A 20,295-nucleotide genomic window follows, 5' to 3' on the forward strand; every position below is an offset into this window, starting at 1 on the left:
TTCTTTCATGCAAATTTAAGAATTCCACGCCACATATTGTTGCTCTCTCACAAATATTTGTAAATTTGAACCCTCAATCTAAAACACAGCCCGTTATGCTAAAGAAAGTGCCGCACACCTACACCATTGTTTTCTCAATCATTATCATCTGTGCCATCCTGACGTGGATTATACCGGGCGGGGAATATGCCCGGGAAACCGTCGATGTCAATGGAGTGGAACGTACCGTAATCGTGAACGATTCATTCCACGAGGTGGCCAAAAGCCCGCAAACGTGGCAGGTGTTTTCGGCCCTTTTCAACGGATTCGAGAAACAAGCCGGAATTATCGCTTTTATCCTGATCATCGGAGGTGCTTTCTGGATCATGAATAACAGCAAGGCCATCGACGTGGGAATTTTCTCCTTCTTACGCTCCACTCAGAAACTCGAACATATCGGGATTATCCGTAAACTAGGGGTCAATAACATCATTATCACCATGGTCATGCTCCTGTTCAGTTGTTTTGGGGCGATCTTCGGGATGAGCGAGGAGACGCTGGCTTTTGTCATTATTATTGTTCCTCTGGCCATATCCATGGGTTACGATTCTCTCACGGGAGTATGTATGGTCTACGTCGCCGCCCATGTCGGGTTTGCGGGAGCTATTCTGAATCCTTTCACGATCGGTATTGCACAAGGATTATCAGACCTACCGCTATTCTCCGGGTTTGAATACCGGGTTTTCTGCTGGGCCATCCTTAACGTGATCATGATTGCTTGGGTACTACGCTACGCGGCAAAAGTCAAAAAGAATCCCAAAGCCTCTCTCGTGTATAACTTGGATAGCCATTGGAGACAGGAAAAAGTGGACAACACGCAAGAAATCGAATATAAAAGTTACACTTCTTCTTGGGTGGTTTATCTTTTTATCCTCTCCGGACTTGTACTCTTCTCCTGTTATTTCCCCCGCACGACACTATCCATCGGGGAACATTCCAGTCTAACCACATTTGTTGTTCCGGCATTAACCGTGCTATTTGCCTTGATCGGATATTTTTCTTTACGGAAATCTTTCCACTTTTTTATCTTGACAATCCTAGGTTTCACGATTCTTTTCCTAATCGTGGGAGTGATGGGCTACGGGTGGTATCTGCCCGAAATATCCGGTTTATTCCTTGCCATGGGAATCCTTTCCGGATTCGCAGCCAAGGAAAATGCAGATAGTATTGTCAAACTCTTTATCGCGGGAGTAAAAGATATTCTTTCTGCCGCACTAGTAGTCGGGTTGGCCGGGGGTATCATCATTGTCTTGCAGGAAGGACATATTATAGACCCGATCCTTCACTCGCTGGCAAGCCTGATGAGTGAGGCAGGACGTGTACTTTCACTAGGAATCATGTACTTGATCCAAACCATGATCAACATCATCATTCCATCGGGTTCAGCCAAAGCCGCTCTCACCATGCCGATCATGGCTCCTTTCTCCGACGTGATCGGGCTATCCCGACAAGCCACCGTGATGGCTTTCCAGTTCGGGGACGGATTCACGAACATGATCACCCCGACTTCCGGCGTGCTGATCGGCGCTTTGGGAATTGCCCGTATTCCTTACGATATTTGGGTGAAATTCTTCTGGAAATTCATCCTGCTGCTTGTCATTATCGGTTTCGTGTTATTGATTCCCACGGCAACCATGCAGTTGAATGGGTTCTAATGATAAAGAGGCTGTCTAAAAAGCTTTATCTAGTATCTACAAACTACCCCCTCCAGCTCCCCCTTACACAGGGGGAGAGTTGACTACCAAGCGGTTTCTCCCCCTGTGTAAGGGGGAGTTAGTGGGGGTAGTTGTTTAAAATTGGCTTTTTAGACAGCCTCTTTATCATTAACTCCAGAAACACATAATGCCCATGCGTAACCACAAGCCGGGTTCTTCACGAAAGAAGGCGGTAGTGTCACCAACACCCCATTCCCAACTCGTTTATATGACAAATTCCCTTTATAACCCAACAACGAGATTTTAGCCCCTTTAGCCGGATTAATACTGTACAACATAATCTGTGAGGGCGGATTCGGTTCATCTTCATCATTTAGATAAATAGCATACACTTTCCCGTTATTCTTATGTTTCGTGTAACAAATCTTCGCCTCTTTGTAAGGTGCAATTGGCCGAGTCTCGTAGATTGCCTCTCCGTTAACCTTCATCCACGCTCCCATCTCTTTCATAATTTTGATTCCTTCCGGCGGGATCTCCCCGTTACCATCCACACCCACGTTCAACAGGAAATTTCCTCCCTTACTGACAATGTCCACAAGGTAATGCACCAGTTCCCGGGTAGACTTATACTTATCACCCGGCAAATACGACCATTGATTGGCCATCGTCATACACGTTTCCCACGGGTACTCCCACGGCTTTTCGGGAATCTTCTGTTCCGGGGTACGGTAGTTCTCGTACTTCCCTCCAACCCAGCGATCCACGACAATCAGGCCGGGTTGATACTCCCGAGCCATATCGACAATCCGATCCATTTTAATATCCTGTCCCCGATTCTCCGGGGCCACCCATCCCCCGTCCAGCCAGATAATATCTATATTCCCGTAACCAGTCATCAGTTCCTTCACCTGATTATAAGTAAAGTTGCAGAATTTCTCCCACATCCACGGGTGCTCCTTGATCTTGTAATTCACGTTACGATCCCCATGTTGCCAGCGATCCGACCAATAATAAGGGCTATTCCAATCCGGCTTTGAAAAATAGGCCCCGATCATGAAATCTCTTTCCCCGAAGGCCCGAAACAACTCCTTCACGACATCCGCATTCGGAGCCGTATGGAAAGGACATTCCTCGGAAGTAATCTTGTAATCCGTTTCCCGGGTATCCCACATACAGAACCCGTCATGGTGTTTCGTGGTAAACACGAAATACTTCATTCCGGCCTCTTTTGCCAGATCAGCCCAGTATTCCGGGTTAAACTTCACCGGGTTAAACGTCTTCTTTAATCCCACGTAATTCCAGTAATACTCGTCATAAGAAATCGTCGTGTCCCGTTGAATCCAATCCACGTCTTCCGAACAAATCGTCCACGACTCGCAATACCCTTTCTGGCTATAAGGTCCCCAATGCACGAAAAAACCAAACTTCAAATCCTGCCACTGTTCTAATTTCGCTTGTACCGCCGGGTCCTGTTCCCGGTAATATTCCATTCCCTCGTACTGGGCATATAATAATATGCTCCATCCGACAAGAATCACACTCAATAATACTTTCCGCATGACTATTTTTTTTACAATTCATATATTTTACACAAACATTTGCAAATATATAAAAAAGAGTCCATGTCTAAAGTTCATCATCTTCTCACAATCAAAAAAGGGAATCCAATTTCACTTATCGGATTCCCTTTACATTTTAAAACACAAACCTTATTTCAATCGTTCAGAGACAAAAGCCTTCAATTTCTCTCCTCTCAGATTTTTAGCTATAATACGATTATTTTCATCCAACACGAAGATCGTCGGAACAGCATCAATATTGTATTTCTTTATCACGTCGCCCTGCCATCCTTTCAGATCAGAAAGATGTAACCAAGTCAACCCGTCTTTCTTGATTGCCTCCACCCACTTATCCTTTTTCTCGTCCAAGGAGACACTGATCACGGACAAACCTTTATCTTTAAATTCAGCATACAGTTTCACCATATTCGGGTTCTCCATCCGACACGGCCCACACCAAGATGCCCAGAAATCGATGATCTTCAATTTTCCTTTCACGTCATACAAGGCAACGTCCTCCCCCTCCGGTGTTTGTAGCGTGAAATCCGGGGCAATAGCATTTACATCAACCCCTTCCAACGCCTGAATTCGAGCTGCCACTAACTTACCGGGGCCTGTTGCTTTTGCTTTATCCGTCAAACTCGCGTAACACTCCTTCAAACGACTCAAATCCAGATGTTCCATACCCGCCGTCTGGATATAAGCTGCAAACACGTTATCTTTATTCCTCTCCACGACCTCACCTAAACGAGATTGCGCATCTGCCATCACTTGATCCAACTTCTTCTGCAATTCACTTGCTGTACGGAAATGTTTCGCCTCGCTTGCCTCCGCCAGTTTTGCCCGTGCAGCTTTAATTTTCTCGTTTTCTTCGGAAACAATTTTCTGGTATGCTATTAACTCGCTCTGTAATTTTCCTCCTTTAATTACGCTTTTACCAGACTGGAACAATTCCATCTCGTAAGGAGCATCTGAATCCAAAATAAAAACAAAGCCTCCGCCATACCCTTCCACGTAAATCAATGCCACGCAAGGTTCATTTATTTCTCCTTCCACCACGAACTTCCCGCCATGAATATCCCCTCGCCCCAACGTATCCACCCGGTCCACCAATTGGGAAATCACTATCATTCTGCCTGACGGCATTTCCGGTATTTTCCCGTTAATTGTGAACTTCTTTCCTTCCCCGAAAGATAATCCGGGGAAAAGGAAAAAAGCAATTATAAACAATTGACTAAATAACTTATACATATCTATTGAATCACTCTCATTACTGTTGTAAAAATCAAATCTTTTATCTCTCCGAAACCGGTAAACGTATGTGAAGTCACGAAATCCCCCGCCTCGTCCAAAATTACCTCATGCAATTCACCCGCACCTGCCACATTCACGACAATTCCCAAGCAACGGTACGGGGAAGAATTATCCGGAAAACTAGCATCAGTATCAGACCTGAACTTCAACTTCGTGATCACGTCACCCGCATCATACAATTCTATCGATTCTTTACTTACGGTATTAAACAAGAACACCTTACTCTCTTTCGTGTAAAAAAATTGTTCTGCATAAGCGGAAGACGTGGCAAAACAAGTATTCTGGTCAAACCCGAGTTCTCCCAAATTCACTCTCGTCACCTTAATCGGGGACTCTTCGGCCCTCATTGATTTTCCCTTATCACTAGCCTCTATATAGAAGATGTAACAGGTATCCGTCATCACGCCAATAGCTGTTGCTCCGGTCTCTTCGGAACCCGAAGTAACTCCTTGCCCCAACCACAAAATCTCCATCAAATGAGTCGTCCCGTTAACAACTTCCGACAATCCTTCCACCGGGAAATCACTTATCTCTACCGTGTTTGATTCAACCGCATTTTGCGGGTAACTCCCGTCGGAACTCGTGATGTTGTAACACTGATTTGTAGCAGGATCAAACGACATAAATTTCCGGTTCGTTTTATCCCAAATCGTGGTAAAACCCGCTTTACTCATATAAATCTTGTCGATCACGTAATTCTGCACGTCGCTTTCAGCCAAACCGGCAAAATAATATCCGCTTCCTCCCGAATGATAGAATTTACCGTTATTATCCACGGCAATAGCATACCTGCTCAAAGGATGAGATTCACTATAAACCAAGTTATTCGGGTTAGCTCCCGGTGCAAATAACGATCTGGAATCTTTCCGGTCTTCCAACACGAAAGGCAACATCAAAGCAACAGAATCCCGCTGAATAACATATAAATTTTCATACTTATCCCCACCATCCATATGAGTCAGGAAATTCACGTACGACAAAGCCTCCGCTTTTTGGAATCGTTCCCTGTTCCACAAATCCTTATAAGCATCATAACTGATGATCGGGCTCGTGGAATCCGGTTCCTCCACGGTCGATAACTTCCTGTTGTTTTCCGGGCCATTCAGGACAAACCACGCATTCACGAACGGCACTTTCGTAGTCATGGTAAAATCACGATAATGATCAACACCTGTCCGCTTATCACTCAACCGGAATTTAACATTATACCTAGTTGTTTTCTTTGGAGGATAAGCCAGTTCCAGTTCTTTCGTGAACACGCTATCCACAACATTCTCAGAACCATCCTTGTATCCCACCGTCCACAAATACTCCACGTTATCCTCCCCTTCCACCATACTTTGGGTAAATACCGGAGAGTAGGTCACCTTCAATTCTTCCTGTGCCGGCTGGCGGTACTCGTATCGATACGTATTTCCTTCTTCCACGGTAATCGGTGTAGGCATAAACGTAAGCCCATCAATCGTGTTTATATCTTTGTAGTCGTAATTTCCTTTATCATCATAACATCCGACAAGAAACCACGCAACAAATCCGACTATAAATATTAATCTTTTCATTGTTTTTCTATTTTATGAATCATAGAATAATCTTTCTCTCATATAACCGGGAATTGTTCGAACGGTAGCGGATCATCCGGGTGTTCAGCGTTATATTCGTCATAGGCATCCCGTAAGCGTTGGTTCATTCCAGCCTCATCCTCTATCCACCACCAACCGAAATAGTTATAATCATACCCTAAAGCCTCCTGCATAAATTGATTCTTGGCCATAGAATATTCTCCGATTATGTGTTCAAACGTACTCCACCAAGTAGGAGCCGGAGGTTCCGGGAATGTAAAATCTTTCTCTTCTCCGGGATGTGAAGCATTGTATTCATTCAAAGCCTCTAACAGCGTGGCTATATCAGAACTCCAGTTGGCATACGGATCATACAATTTCCCCAAAATGGTTACCATGAATGCATACTTGTCCTCGCTAAACTCCCCGACAACACTCGCATCCCATTGAGACGGCTGTGGATAACGATTACTTAATAGCACTTGATATTCATTCTTTTCCGTTGCTCCCAATTCCAATGAAGGATCGGAATTCTCCGTATCTAAAACAATACCAATCGTGTAGTTCACCCTAGCACCCGGATTCAACACGTACACTTCCACCGTGTCTTTCAATTGTCCGGCACGGAACACGTACGAAGGCTCAAACTCCAAGAAAGTTTTTGCCACTTCATCCGTACCTTCCGCCACCACCGCTTTCAACCGAAATTCCCGGTCATAATCCACGGCATGCCCCATCATGGACAAATTCAATTGAATTTTCTTTTTCAGCAAAGAATCTCCGGTATACCATCTTGACGTGTAATAATATCCCTCACCCGGGACTCCGGAATACCATACCGTATCAATTCTATACTCCTGCATAAAATCAACCGTCACTCTCATTTCATTCGTGTCATAATCGAACTGCAAACCATCCCGTTCTATCGAGTAGCCGAGAATCTCCTTTTCCTGACACGCCGCTAAAGAGAATAACAAAACACTTATAATAACATATATATTTCTCATATTCTATACTTTGCGTTTAAATGATTACTCAGCCTCACCATACGTTTTTTCGTCATCCGGAACCGGAAGCACGTAAGCTGAAAAATTCTCCACGGGACAACGGTAGAAGGTTTTCATGTTATGTCTTTTCAAGAAGTAGAAATACTGCCCTTCTGCAAAAAATTCCTTTTGATACTCCTTGTTCAATTCCTCCAAACGTTGTTCTTCAGTCACACCCGTGCCAACGTCGTATGCCCTGGAAATACCCCTGGCGTTCTTCACCGCGTTAATATATTGTCCACATTCAGACAAAGCAACCGATTCTGCCAGTATATAGTACATCTCAGCCAAACGGATCAACGGGATTTTCTCTCCATACATTCCGCTGGCACCTAAATATTTGCGACAAAGAAAAAGATTGGCAGAAGTATGAATAAAGCCATAATTCGAACGATAACGCATATCATTCAACCCGATGCCCGAATTGGTTTCAAACACGGATGAAATATTGGTTCGAGAAATATAGTACTGCGTGTCGAAAGTCGTGGCATCTTTCCAATAAGCCGCTAACTTTTCTTCCATATTATACATGGAAAGTCCGAAAATAGTCTCCCCGTACGAAGACACGTCTTCCCGGTTATCACGTACAAGCCGCAACCCGGAATCATTAATTACCTCCCGGGCATAATTCGCTGCCTGCGTCTTATTTCCCATGTACAAATATACGCGGGCCAACATAGCCTTAACGGCATACTTGTTCATACGATGCTTGCGATAACCGATGAAAGGCTCGTCTGCAACATTCTCATAATTCATCGGATCATTCTTCAACAATTCCTCGGCAGCTTTCAAATCGGCAACAATACGTTTCATCACCTCGTTAGCTGCCATCAAGGGTGCGCTTTCCGAATTAAATTGCTCCCGGTAAGGAATACATGCTTTTGTCGAATCCTGGGTATAAATAGGTCCCCACAAACGCAACAGGTCAAAATAATGGAATGCACGTAAGCCAAGAGCCTCCCCTTTCATCAGATCACGATACCCCTCCGTCACGATCACATCCCCGTTTGACTCAAGGTATTGCAGAAAATTATTGATATTCGCAATCTCGTTATATAACTTCAACCAGATCTCGGCAATCGCATTTTTAGAACTTGTCGTTTCACCATATTTATAGATAGCAGCCCGTTCCTCATCCGTCACGGTTCCTGCCGCGTAATTGTCATATCGTTGAACCAATTTCTCCACGAAATCAAACGTCATCTGTCTTCCGTATGACTTTTCCAGCACCATCATGCTATACAATCCGGTCAACGCACTCTTGAACCCGTCCTCTGAAGTAAAGAACTCTTCGGCCTCAATATCCGTTTTCGGATTCACATCAATCCAATTCTGACAGGAAGACAAGAACAACGAAACGATGCAAATTGCTGATAATAATAAGTTTTTCATCTCGTACTCCTCCTCATTTTAATTAAACAATACCGACAACGACACGTTGAACGTTCTGGCAAACGGGTAATCCAATCCCCTTTCCGTTCTGATCGATGAAATTCGACCTAATTCCTCCATCGTGGCGTTCAGCGACATACTGGCAATCCGGCACGCTTGCAAGAATTTAAAATTCTTCGGGTCAAAACGATAACCGATTGCCAAAGACGTAAACGACAATTCATTCCGTTTCTGAGCGAAACGACTACTCATTCCCGTATCTTGGTTCGTCATCGTTATCGCTTTATAACGGGCATTCCGGTTATTCTCGCTCCAACGGTGTGATAACGCCCGGCGATCCAAGTTATAAGCAGCACTTGAATTTTCTATTTTATCTACCAGTGTCTGGTTATACCACCATGCTCCCAACTCGTACGAACAAGCCAGAGAAACACTCCAATTCTTATACGTAAACGCGGAAGAAATAGAACCTCTCAATTTCGGTTCCGTGTCACCGATTGCCACTTTATCCAGCGGATCCCAGATATAGGTTTTCTCCCCGTTGCGGGTTAAGAACACTTCTTGCCCCGTGGCCGGGTCAATTCCCAAAGAAGGAACCACGAACAACTGGGTGGTAGATTTCCCTTCCTCGTAAATAGCCTCCGGGCTCCCGTTCTTTTTCTCCAAATTTGTCTGGTTCATAGCCTTCATCTCGTTCGAAATCTTCTTGATCACGTTACGATTATGCGAACCGTTCATTGAGATACTCCATTGAATCTGTCTTTCGTAATCCTGAATAGGCATCACGCTTAACGAAATATCATATCCTTCGTTTTCAACAGCTCCCACATTCATGGTTTTGCTCGCAAATCCGGTAGAAGGAGCCATATTATAATCCAACAGCAACTCATCCGTGTAATTATTGTAATACGAGAAGGATGCATTTACCCGACTATTCCATAGTCCGACTTCTATCGCCAAACTACGATTCTTCGTCGTGGACCATCCCAAATCCGGGTTACCCATACCTTTCAACTGCGCTCCCAATATATCCGAAGAGGGATAGGGGAACAACAAATCATCATACGTGTAAGTCTCTTTCGCCTGATAAGGGGAATAACTTTGTGATCCCGTGATACCGTATGATCCGCGTAACACCAAGTTTGAGATGAAAGTATTTTGCAACCATTTTTCCCGGTGTACATTCCAACGAGCCCCGGCTGCCCAGAAAGGAGCCATACCCGTGTTCGACCCGAATTGCGAGGAAAGATCCCCACGAATACTAAAGTCTACCGAGAAACGCATATCATACATATAACTAAGCTGTCCGATAATTCCGACCGTCCGGGAAGTAGATTCCGACCCGCTCACCCGGTCTTCCATCTCGTAAGCAAACAAAAAGTCATCCATATTATCATTCGGGAAACCCATAGCCGACAAGTTTACACTATTACTCTTGTTCTCATCCACGTTCCAACGTCCGAACACACTTAACAAATGCTTATCCTTCGTGTAGTTATAACTTACAGAAGCATTCACGCTCCAAGAAACATTATCCCCTGTACTCTTGTTGTATGACCCTTTTCTGGTCAAATCCGTCTCTCCCAAGAAATCCGTATGATTCATGGATTTGAAAACCTCCATCCGGGAAGTACCTTTCGTGATGGACGCTCCCGCTGACACCCGGAGATTTTCCAGAATCGCGCACTCGATATTAAAGTTATCCACGACACTAAAATTCTCCGTGAAATCCTTATATTTCCACAACAAATTATACAACGGGTTCACGATATTCACCGTTCCTCCCCCTTCGCCCGGTAACTTCTTCTGGTCCAAAAGACTGGTATAACGTCCGTTCTCGTCCGTTTTCCGGTAATACGGGTTTAATTTCGTGTATTGACTGAAAGAACCGTAAGGAGAATTATCCCCTCTCACGTTCGTCAGGCTCAATTGATTCTGGATATTCCATTTTTTCCGACGGTATTGAAGAGATAGATTCAAACCCATGCTGTTACGCCCGGATTCCTTCATCACTCCCGGTTCTCTTGAATAATTTATTCCCAAGTTATATCTTAACGCCTCATCTCCACCTTCCATTGTCAACGTGTGGCGGTGAGTGACGGCCGTCCGCAAGGGCTCTGACAACCAGTACGTGTCAACCCCTCTTAAAATTTCTTCTTTATATTTATTGTAATAATTCAACTGGCTCGTCGTGCTGAATACCCCGGCCATCCGTTCGTATTCCAACTTCTCTTCCGCATCCATCAAATTATAATCCGACAAATCAGGAACAGAAATACCCATATTCATACTATATGAAATATTCAACGCTCCCGGAAGGGGTTTCTTTGTCTCCACAACAAGCACCCCGTTAGAGGCTTTCGAACCGTAAATTGCCGTTGCAGCAGCATCCTTCAAAATAGTAATGGATTCCACACGTTCCGGGTCCAAGTCTACAATCCGTTGTAAGGTGGTTTCAAATCCATCCAACACGAAAAGCGGCATATTCGGGCGTTGAGAATAATCTCCCATCATCATCTCCATGCTATTAGCATCCACCCCGCCGTTTCCTAGCTGCACGTCACCCCGCAAGCGGAATTCCGGCATGGCATTCGGATTCGAACCAGCATTATTATTTTCCACGATACGAAAACTCGGATCAAAAACCTGTAAAGCCTTCAACAGATTATTCGGGCTTATCTTCTTCAACTCGCTCCCTTTCACGGAAACATAACCACCCGAGAAACTTTCCACCTTACGAGGTGCCATACCCGTCACCACCACGTCTTCGATCTCCGTGGTTTTCGCCGTCAACTTGATCTCCAAATCTTTCATATCCCCGGTCACCGTAATCGTTTCTTCCTCGTAGCCAACGAATGAAATCAACAAGGCAGATGTTCCCTGAGGAACCTCGATAAAAAATTTCCCGTCAAAATCCGTCACCACTCCCATCCCCTTATTCTCTTTCAGGATAATACTCGCACCGGGAAGAGGCTCTTTCGTGGATGCATCAATAACAGTTCCGTTAATTTTATAAATAGTTACTCCTTGTGTCGGTTTTTGATACTTCAAAACCACGACACGATTCATCTGGTACTCCACGGACACCGGTTGATCTCCCAAAGCAAGCATCAACACGTAATCCAGTTCTCGATCCTTCACATCAAAGGACACTTTCCTATTAACATCTATTTGCGAATGATTATAAAAGAATCGTACTTTAGCCACTGATGCCAGCGTATCAAGCACGTCGTTCAATTTCATATCCTTCACATTCAGCGTTACTCTCGTTTTTTTATAATCCTGTTCCTGCCCCAAAACAGACGAAATTGGCAGCAAAGCATATAAAAAAACACAACAAATCGATTTAATGATTAAATCTCTACATAGACACTTCTTTTTTTGCATAATTTTGTATTGCTTTTAATTTAGAGAAATTAAATTAAAATTCAGAGTGGGGAAAATGTACTGCAATACATTTCCCCTTTTTAATTTACTGCATCACTTGATTCAAAATCTTCTTGTATTCCTTATTCTTATTATACTTTTTCAAATAATCTTTTACCAGTTTCTCGATCACGTTAAAATCTCCATTGGATGTGATTGAATTGTACAGGAGTACGAATAATGCAGCATCCTGTAAAGACCCCTTGTAAAAAGCAGCCACATCCTTATATTGTTCCTCCAAGGAAGTCAACGGCTGATAATCCTTCCCTTGATCATGAGCCTCTTTGCGACGCATATAATCTTTGTAAGGTAAGAGAAAAGCCATATACACCCGATTTCTCAATGACGCCTCATCCGTCCGGAGCTTGTAATCATCCAAAGCCGTCCAATAATCCTCGGCCAGACAATCCTCCAATTTTTTCTTGTGAAAATCTGCACTCGCGTAAGGATAGGTAATCAGATTCGTCAACAAGGTTCCTTCAATTTGCGCCATCGCCATATTATACACCCGGGGATCAATTTGATCTTTCACCTCACTTATAATCTTCTCCTCATCTTTCACTTCCTGCACCGTTGCCGCGTGAAACTTCTTCGCATCAGTTTGAGTCACCAACATGGCCGGGATATTAGTTTTATAACGACGTTCCCGCTGTAACATCTCCTTTTTATTTATCGCGGAACAGATAGCGACCGCTGCCGGGGTTCCGGAGAACTCTACCGACTCGTAACGTTTTCCATCGTAAGTCAGTTTCACATGGATAGAATCCCCCGGCTGTAAATACATCTCGATAAATGTATTCAACACCAACGTGGTCACATCGTCCAAGTCCACGGTAAACTCGATCACCTGTCCCTCCTTATACGGGAATTCCATATTAATCCCCTCTTTCTCCAGAAAATCAAAATACACCTGATCCCGTACATACCCGTAAATCTCCGCGCTGATCACGGTAGGGCGTCCTTTGGCCTCCGCCGGAAAAGTAAGAACACTTACTAATCCTATAATCAAAAATATATGTTTCATGTATTCCTGTTATTTCTTGTTCAAAACTTCCTTCACCTTATTAATTAACTCCTCCCCCCTCAAATTCAAGGCGATCACTTTACCTTGAGGATCGATCAAAACGGTATAAGGTACAGCCGAAACATTACACAATTTCACGGGAAGGGTTGCCCAAGACTTCAAGTCACTCACTTGAATCCACTTCATCTTGTTCTTCTCCACGGCATTCAACCATGCATCACGCTTCTGGTCCAAAGAAACACCCACGATCTCAAAATTCTTCCCTTTACATTCGTTGTACAGTTTCACCACGTTAGGCATTTCCCGCATACACGGACCACACCAAGAAGCCCAAAAATCGACTAACACGTACTTACCTCTCAAACTACTCAATTTAAACGATTTTCCATCCTTATCCGGTAATTCGAAATCCGGCATATCGCTCCCTACCTTAAATTCAGCTAAACGAATATATTCATCCAATTGTTTCGTGTAAGGATGTCCGTTCAGACTCGGGGAAACCACTGCACGTAATTCTTTTAACTGGTCAAGAGTAACGTTCGCTTTCATCTCCCAGAAAATCATAAACGGTGCTATTGCCTGATCATAATACCTGCGAACTAATTCTTCCTGCAAACGCAAAGATCTGTTATTATGTTGAGCCGTACGAGCTTTAAAATCTCTATCTTGCTCCGCCTGTGATTGATTTCTATTCAACAACCGATCGATATTAGCCGAACGCAGCATACTATCCACAAAATGTTTCATCTCTGCATTGTAAGCACTAAAAATCTCGTTATTAGCCGTTCCCGTGACTGTACAATTCACAAAAAACTCAGAATTAGCTCGAACTTTCACATTTCCCGGCTCTACCCAAACCGGAGTGATCGGGCTCAAACTGTTCGGATCACCACTTTTCACAAAATACATCCGTGGAACAGTCACATTCTTTATAACAAACGTATAACGATTATCCTTGACATCACAACTATCAATCACCTTGGACGCACCATTAATCTCCTCTTCCTCCACCAAATAAACCTTCGTTCCTTTATAAACACCATCTAGCACTCCTTGAATCGTACAATCTTTCGTCTCTTTTGAGGTTTCATTTTGCCCGAAAAGCCCGACAAATGACATCAACAAACATCCTAATACTAAAATTCTTTTCATACAATTTTTCTTTACGATTAAAATTACTTGACATATAATCTATTACTTTCCATCCGACACGATAGAGATGACGTCTCTCTCAATCGTAAGACAAAAGCATCAAAATTCTCCTCTTTATTAATTACCCCGGTGTAAACCGTCTCCTTACTTTTTTCATTCTCAAAGATGATCTCCACGTCGTACCAACGCTCCAATACTTTAGCAACCTCTTCCAAAGACCGCCCCTTAAATACATATTGCCCTTTCTTCCAAGCGATATAATCATTAACATTCACGGTTCTTACATCCACGGATTCATTCTCCTTATCCCAGCGTAATTGTCGGCTTGGTAATAGATCGTAGCTCTTGTCGTCCACGTAAGCCGCCACGTGTCCTTCCACCAGTGTCACCTCCGTGTAATTCTCATCCGCGTAGGAATTCACGTTAAAAGAAGTTCCCAGCACCTCCACCTTCATCCCGTTAAGCATCACGAAAAACGGATGTTTCTCATCCCGGGCCACTTCCAGATATATCTCTCCCTCCGCGTAAACCACCCGTTCTTTTCCCTGAAAAGCAACCGGATAGCGTAAAGAAGATTTAGCATTCATCCACACCTTTGTTCCATCTGCCAAAGTGAACGTAAAATCACATTGTGAAGGCGTTGTCAAAGTGTTATACACCATTTCCGTTCCCACGGAATCCGCCCGGTCATATTGCATACGCCCCTCTTCATTCACTGAAATTCTCACCCCGTTCTCTTCTTCCAACAACAACTCCTGATTATACAAGACCATTTCTTTCCCGTTAGAAAGCGTCAACACCGGCAAATTTCTCTGAACCGTAACCACCCCACTCTTGGATTGTGGTTCTTCAGTTATTTCAACGTTCTCTCTCTGGCTATAATAAAACACCACGGCCAACACGGGTACGATAAAAATAGCCGCGTAACGGGATAACTTTCCTATCCAGCGCTGACGAGAATGTAGTTTCTCTCTCCTTTTAACAAAGGTATCAAACGCAGTCTGCACGTTCGCACTCTTATATTGAGCAAGTTTTTCACGCATTACCGTCTCCGAACAAATTTGCTCGAACAACTTCTTGTTATATTCGGATTCTTCCCGCCACGAATCTAATTCGGCTTGTTCCTCTTTCGTGATATTCCCAGATAAACTCTTGGAAATCAACAAGGATATTTTGAATAACATTTCTTTATCGTTCATCAGTATACAATTTATAAAATCGCATTAAACGTTCCTTTATTGAGAGCATAAAGGTGGTTTAATAACGAGAAATCTATTAAATCATTTTGATTGGAAAAACGCTGATTACAAACGCCTTAAGAAAAAGCAAAATTCCAACGTAAAAAGGGAAATCTAAATATTTAAAATATCAATAACGGAACGTTTAAACCTATTTCATTCCCAGTTCTATAAATAAAACGCACGACCTCCCAAAAGGGGGGTGTCTCCTAAAAAATTTTTTTTACACCTGAAAAAATAGCACTTCCGTGACGAGTATTACAACCAAAGGAACCCGATCAAACAGAGCAACTCTGCATCTTTCAACTGGGCGGTCAATTTTTTCTTCCCGTTACTTTTATGATCCTTCACGGTATCCACGGAAATATGCAAACGTTCGGCAATCTCCGACGCTTTCAACCCATCTAGGGTCATCATCATTACTAATTTACACTGAGGCGGTAGAGTCTCGATAGCTGCCATCAACCGGGCATAAACATCCTCTTCCAACACCTTATCCCAAAAATGTTCCTCTTCATTCTGCGAGGACACAACATCCCGGTAATATTTATCCCGGACTTTCTGTTTTCTGGAATGACTAATACATCTATTTTTCAGAGAACTGTATAAAAAATACTTGATGTCATTCTCCGTCTTGAACTTGTAGTCACTTTCCAACAAAGAAATAAACACATCCTGCACCAGATCTTCCGCCACGTCATTATCCTTCACGTAATAATTTGCCAAAGCCTTCAATGCCACGTAGTAGCATTGATACAAATATTGATAAGCCCGGTTATCCTTACGTGCCAACAAATCCAACAAAACATCTTGATCTAACATGCTTTCCTCCATGGAAAATAAGAAGAGGAAAGCGTTTCAACCTCAACATGAAACGCTTTCCCTATAATTTAAAAGAATTTATTTCTCGTCCGTGTATGACTCAAGCGGATCGCAGGTACACATCAGGTTACGATCACCATAACCATCATCCACACGACCTACTTGCGGCCAGAATTTGTTCTCAGCCACCCATGCAAGCGGGTAAGCCGCCTTGCTACGCGGGTAAGCGTGAGACCACTCGTCAGCCGTCAACACTTTATGCGTGTGAGGTGCATTCTTCAAAACGTTGTCCGTCTTGTCGGCTTTACCTTCACCCACCTCGATCATTTCCTCGCGGATAGTCTTCAACGCCTCGATGAAACGATCCAACTCTTCTTTCGGCTCGCTCTCCGTCGGCTCAACCATCAAGGTCCCGTGAACGGGGAATGACAAGGTAGGAGCGTGGAAACCGAAGTCCATCAAACGTTTGGCAATATCCAACTCAGAAATTCCGTATTCTTTATTGAACATGTTGCAATCCCAGATCATCTCGTGACCTACACGACCTTTCGATCCCTTGAACAGAATCTTGAATCCTAATTTCTCGAAAGATGAAGCCAGATAGTTCGCGTTCAAAATCGCCATCTTGGTCACCATAGCCAAACCTTCGCCACCTAACATTAACAAGTAACCGTAAGTTACAGGTAACATTCCAACAGAACCGTAAGGAGCGGCAGCCACGGCGTGAATACCTTCCTCGCCTCCGGTCTTCACCATCGTGTGTGACGGTAAGAATTTCACCAAGTGAGACGCCACGCAGATCGGGCCGACACCGGGACCACCACCACCGTGAGGCATAGCAAACGTCTTGTGCAAATTCAAGTGACAAGCGTCAGCACCGATCTCTCCCGGGCTGGTCAAACCACACTGCCCGTTCATGTTGGCTCCATCCATGAATACTTGTCCGCCGTTCTCGTGAACGATCTTGCACAATTCCTTGATTGATTCCTCGAAAATACCGTGAGTTGACGGGTAGGTGATCATCGCTCCGATCAAATTATCCCGGTTTTCGATAGCTTTCTTACGGAAGTCTTCCACGTCGATATTTCCTTCCGGGTCAGTAGCGGTAACAAGAATCTTGAAACCTGCCATTGTACTGGAAGCCGGGTTCGTACCATGAGCAGAAGCCGGGATCAGGATCACGTTACGATGCCCCTCTCCACGAGAGATATGATATTGACGGATCACCATCAAAGCGGAATACTCTCCGGCGGCACCGGAATTCGGCATCAAACTGCATCCGGCAAATCCGGTCACCTTGCACAACATTTCTTCGGTTTCCCGGATCATTTGTTGGTAACCTTCTGCTTGAGACATCGGGGCAAACGGGTGGATAGCACCCAGTTCCGGCCACGTGATCGGCAACATCTCAACAGCAGCATTCAATTTCATCGTACAAGATCCCAAAGAAATCATGGAAGTAACCAAAGAAATATCTCTTCTTTCCAGATTCTTCATGTAACGCATCATTCCGGTCTCGGAGTGATAGATGTTAAACACGGATTGTTGCAGAATCTCGTCGTCACGCAACATCGTCGGGTCAAGCACCGTGCGATCGTCAAGGAATTCGACATGCTCGGCAGTCTTTCCGGCAGCCTTAGCGAAAATACCGATTAACGTGTTGATTTCTTTCTCGTTGATCTTCTCGTCAGTTGACAAACCAACTACTTTACCACAACCGCAGTTGCAATAGAACAAGTTGATTTCCTGCTCCAAGGCAGCGTCACGAACGGCAGCCTGAGAAACACCCTCCGGCAACTCGAAACGCAACGTGTCAAAGAATTTATCCACTTTCAGCTTGTAGCCTAATTTCTGGATTTCCTCGGCCAGAATCACGGCCGCAGAATGAATGTGACGGGCAATTCTTTCCAATCCTTCCCGACCGTGATAAGCGGCATAGAATCCGGCCATCGTGGCATTCAAAGCCTTGGCAGTACAGATATTGGAAGAAGCTTTCTCCCGTTTGATATGTTGTTCACGGGTCTGCAAAGCCAAACGCAATGCATGATTTCCCTGTGCATCAATCGTCACACCGATAATACGTCCCACGATGTTACGTTTGTATTCCTCTCTCGTTGCCATGTAAGCAGCATGAGGTCCACCGTAAGACATCGGGATACCGAAACGTTGCGTTGTTCCCACAACCACGTCAGCACCCCATTCTCCCGGAGGAGTCAGCAACACGAGGCTCATCATATCAGCCACAACCGACAACAATGCTCCGTTCGCGTGTACACGATCAGCAAAAGCCTTGTAATCACGAACCTCTCCGTTAGCAGCCGGGTACTGGATAATAGCACCGAATACATCCGGGGTAAATTCAAACGTGTCGTAATCACCATAAACCAACTCGATTCCTTGCGGGGCAGAACGGGTGATTAACACGTCCTTCGTCTGCGGGAAAATCTGGTTATCAACAAACAATTTGTTGGCACCCGCTTTTTTCATCTCTTTGCCGCGCAGGCCGTACATCATCGTCATGGCCTCGGCAGCAGCCGTCGCCTCGTCAAGCAGCGAACAGTTAGAAATTTCCATCCCGGTAAGTTCCACCACCATCGTCTGGAAATTCAGTAAAGCCTCCAAACGACCTTGTGAAACTTCAGCCTGATAGGGAGTATATGACGTGTACCAAGCCGGATTCTCCAAAATATTCCGTTGGATCACGGCAGGGGTAATCGTGTCATAATATCCTTGACCGATAAAGGTTCTGTATAATTTATTTTTTGAAGCTACCGCCTTCATCCGAGAAATAAACTCGAACTCGGTAAGAGGAGCCGGCAAATCCAACGTTTTTTTCAAACGGATAGACTCCGGCACGGTTTGCTCGATCAACTCGTCAAGTGAACTAACACCAACCACTTTGAGCATATTTTCAATATCCTCCGGACGCGGCCCTATGTGTCTCCACAAAAATTTCTCTGTTGCCATGTAATTTATTCTAATTATTAATGATTTATATTCAATTACACCGTTTCGTCAACGATTGTGTAAAAATAGACATAATTCTCGTCCTTGCAAAAAAACAGCATAGGAATATATATTCAATCATAACCGAATATTTTCCTACAAACACAAGAATTTTCAAGTACAGTTGAAAATTTTACCGAAATATTACCATGAATATACCCTTTATTCAAAGAAGATATAACAACTCCTTCTAGGAATTCGATTTCACCGTGTTATATTACAAGAGACCACTTGATTTTCATCCGAATTTCCATTCTTCCCAACCGGGAAGAAATAAAAAAACGGAGAACTGAATTTCAATTCTCCGTTTCCGTGGGTGGAAGATCGGTCTCGAACCGACGACCTTCGGAACCACAATCCGACGCTCTAACCGACTGAGCTACATCCACCATTTTGCTTTTGCGCTGCAAAGATAGAATAACTTTCTTTTTCCGCAAAGAAAAGTTCCAAAAAAATTAGCGTCCAAACTTGATTTTTCCCGTCTCAATCTCCCGTGCGGCGTAGCATAATTGCTCGTACCACTCCTCCCCGTATTTGCGAATGAGAGCATCTTTCAAAAACACGTACACCGGAATCCCCTCTTGCTCACCCTTTAAGCGGGCGCAAGCACAAATCGTCCACTGGTCATAATTCATAGCCTCGTAATTCTGGTATTGTTTCACCCGGATCGGGTACATGTGGCAAGATATAGGTTTACGGAAAGAACTCTCTTCCCGGCTCCACGCTTTTTCAATGGCACACCACGAACACCCGTTCTCCTCGATAATATATGCGCACTCCCGCCCATCGATTAGCGGGGTAACCGTGTCACCCTCTATGTCAACCACGGAAAAGCCCTGTTCCTCCACGGCGGCAATTCCCTCGGGTTTCATGTAAGGTTTAATCTTCTCGTAATTTTCCCGGATCTGTTCCGCTTCCCCTTCTTCCAATGGTGCCCCCGAGTCCCCGTCCACGCAGCAAATTCCTTTACAAACTGCCAAATCACAACAAAATTTCTTCTCGAAAATATCCAAGCTTATAATTGTATCCCCTATCTGTATCATGTTTTAATTGAAAATTGAAA

The 20,295-nt window shown here is 44.1% G+C and carries 13 protein-coding genes and 1 tRNA gene; 1 reads left to right on the forward strand and 13 read right to left on the reverse strand.

Annotated features, from left to right (window positions below; translation table 11 throughout):
- Nucleotides 1-95: 95 nt before the first annotated feature.
- A complete protein-coding gene (locus tag F1644_RS09835; protein ID WP_118303922.1) occupies nucleotides 96-1,694 on the forward strand; it encodes a YfcC family protein in 1,599 nt (532 codons plus the stop codon).
- 149 nt (nucleotides 1,695-1,843) lie between these two features.
- Here the strand turns inward: F1644_RS09835 and F1644_RS09840 are convergent, their stop codons facing one another.
- From F1644_RS09840 to F1644_RS09900, 13 genes are all read right to left on the reverse strand, one after another.
- Nucleotides 1,844-3,253, reverse strand: coding sequence for an alpha-L-fucosidase (locus F1644_RS09840; protein ID WP_118303920.1), 1,410 nt, complete (start codon nucleotides 3,251-3,253; stop codon nucleotides 1,844-1,846).
- 150 nt (nucleotides 3,254-3,403) lie between these two features.
- Entirely contained in the window at nucleotides 3,404-4,504 is a 1,101-nt protein-coding gene (locus F1644_RS09845) for a redoxin domain-containing protein (RefSeq protein WP_118303918.1), read from the reverse strand.
- Nucleotides 4,505-4,506: 2 nt separating this feature from the next.
- Entirely contained in the window at nucleotides 4,507-6,126 is a 1,620-nt protein-coding gene (locus F1644_RS09850) for a PKD-like family lipoprotein (protein ID WP_118303916.1), read from the reverse strand.
- A gap of 38 nt (nucleotides 6,127-6,164) precedes the next feature.
- A complete protein-coding gene (locus F1644_RS09855) occupies nucleotides 6,165-7,133 on the reverse strand; it encodes a DUF4843 domain-containing protein (protein ID WP_118303914.1) in 969 nt (322 codons plus the stop codon).
- Between the two features lie 24 nt (nucleotides 7,134-7,157).
- Nucleotides 7,158-8,564, reverse strand: coding sequence for a RagB/SusD family nutrient uptake outer membrane protein (locus tag F1644_RS09860; RefSeq protein ID WP_209279517.1), 1,407 nt, complete (start codon nucleotides 8,562-8,564; stop codon nucleotides 7,158-7,160).
- Nucleotides 8,565-8,582: 18 nt separating this feature from the next.
- The gene (locus F1644_RS09865) at nucleotides 8,583-11,951 is read right to left on the reverse strand and encodes a SusC/RagA family TonB-linked outer membrane protein (RefSeq protein WP_118303912.1); all 3,369 of its coding nucleotides are present in this window, start codon (nucleotides 11,949-11,951) and stop codon (nucleotides 8,583-8,585) included.
- Between the two features lie 85 nt (nucleotides 11,952-12,036).
- Nucleotides 12,037-13,014, reverse strand: coding sequence for a hypothetical protein (locus tag F1644_RS09870; protein WP_118303910.1), 978 nt, complete (start codon nucleotides 13,012-13,014; stop codon nucleotides 12,037-12,039).
- Nucleotides 13,015-13,023: 9 nt separating this feature from the next.
- Nucleotides 13,024-14,166 carry a TlpA disulfide reductase family protein gene (locus F1644_RS09875; protein WP_229782399.1) on the reverse strand — a complete coding sequence of 381 codons (1,143 nt, stop codon included), beginning with the start codon at nucleotides 14,164-14,166 and terminating at the stop codon, nucleotides 13,024-13,026.
- Nucleotides 14,167-14,189: 23 nt separating this feature from the next.
- Nucleotides 14,190-15,365 (reverse strand): FecR family protein, encoded by a 1,176-nt coding sequence (locus F1644_RS09880; RefSeq protein WP_118303906.1) that lies wholly within the window; start codon nucleotides 15,363-15,365, stop codon nucleotides 14,190-14,192.
- A gap of 297 nt (nucleotides 15,366-15,662) precedes the next feature.
- Nucleotides 15,663-16,226 carry an RNA polymerase sigma-70 factor gene (locus F1644_RS09885; protein WP_229782400.1) on the reverse strand — a complete coding sequence of 188 codons (564 nt, stop codon included), beginning with the start codon at nucleotides 16,224-16,226 and terminating at the stop codon, nucleotides 15,663-15,665.
- 78 nt (nucleotides 16,227-16,304) lie between these two features.
- Nucleotides 16,305-19,193 (reverse strand): aminomethyl-transferring glycine dehydrogenase, encoded by a 2,889-nt coding sequence (gcvP, locus tag F1644_RS09890; protein WP_118303902.1) that lies wholly within the window; start codon nucleotides 19,191-19,193, stop codon nucleotides 16,305-16,307.
- A gap of 353 nt (nucleotides 19,194-19,546) precedes the next feature.
- Nucleotides 19,547-19,622, reverse strand: a tRNA-His gene (locus F1644_RS09895).
- Between the two features lie 65 nt (nucleotides 19,623-19,687).
- Entirely contained in the window at nucleotides 19,688-20,275 is a 588-nt protein-coding gene (locus F1644_RS09900; RefSeq protein ID WP_087421482.1) for a DUF3109 family protein, read from the reverse strand.
- Nucleotides 20,276-20,295 lie beyond the last annotated feature (20 nt).

It is taken from the genome of Butyricimonas paravirosa, assembly GCF_032878955.1.
GTDB lineage: Bacteria > Bacteroidota > Bacteroidia > Bacteroidales > Marinifilaceae > Butyricimonas > Butyricimonas paravirosa.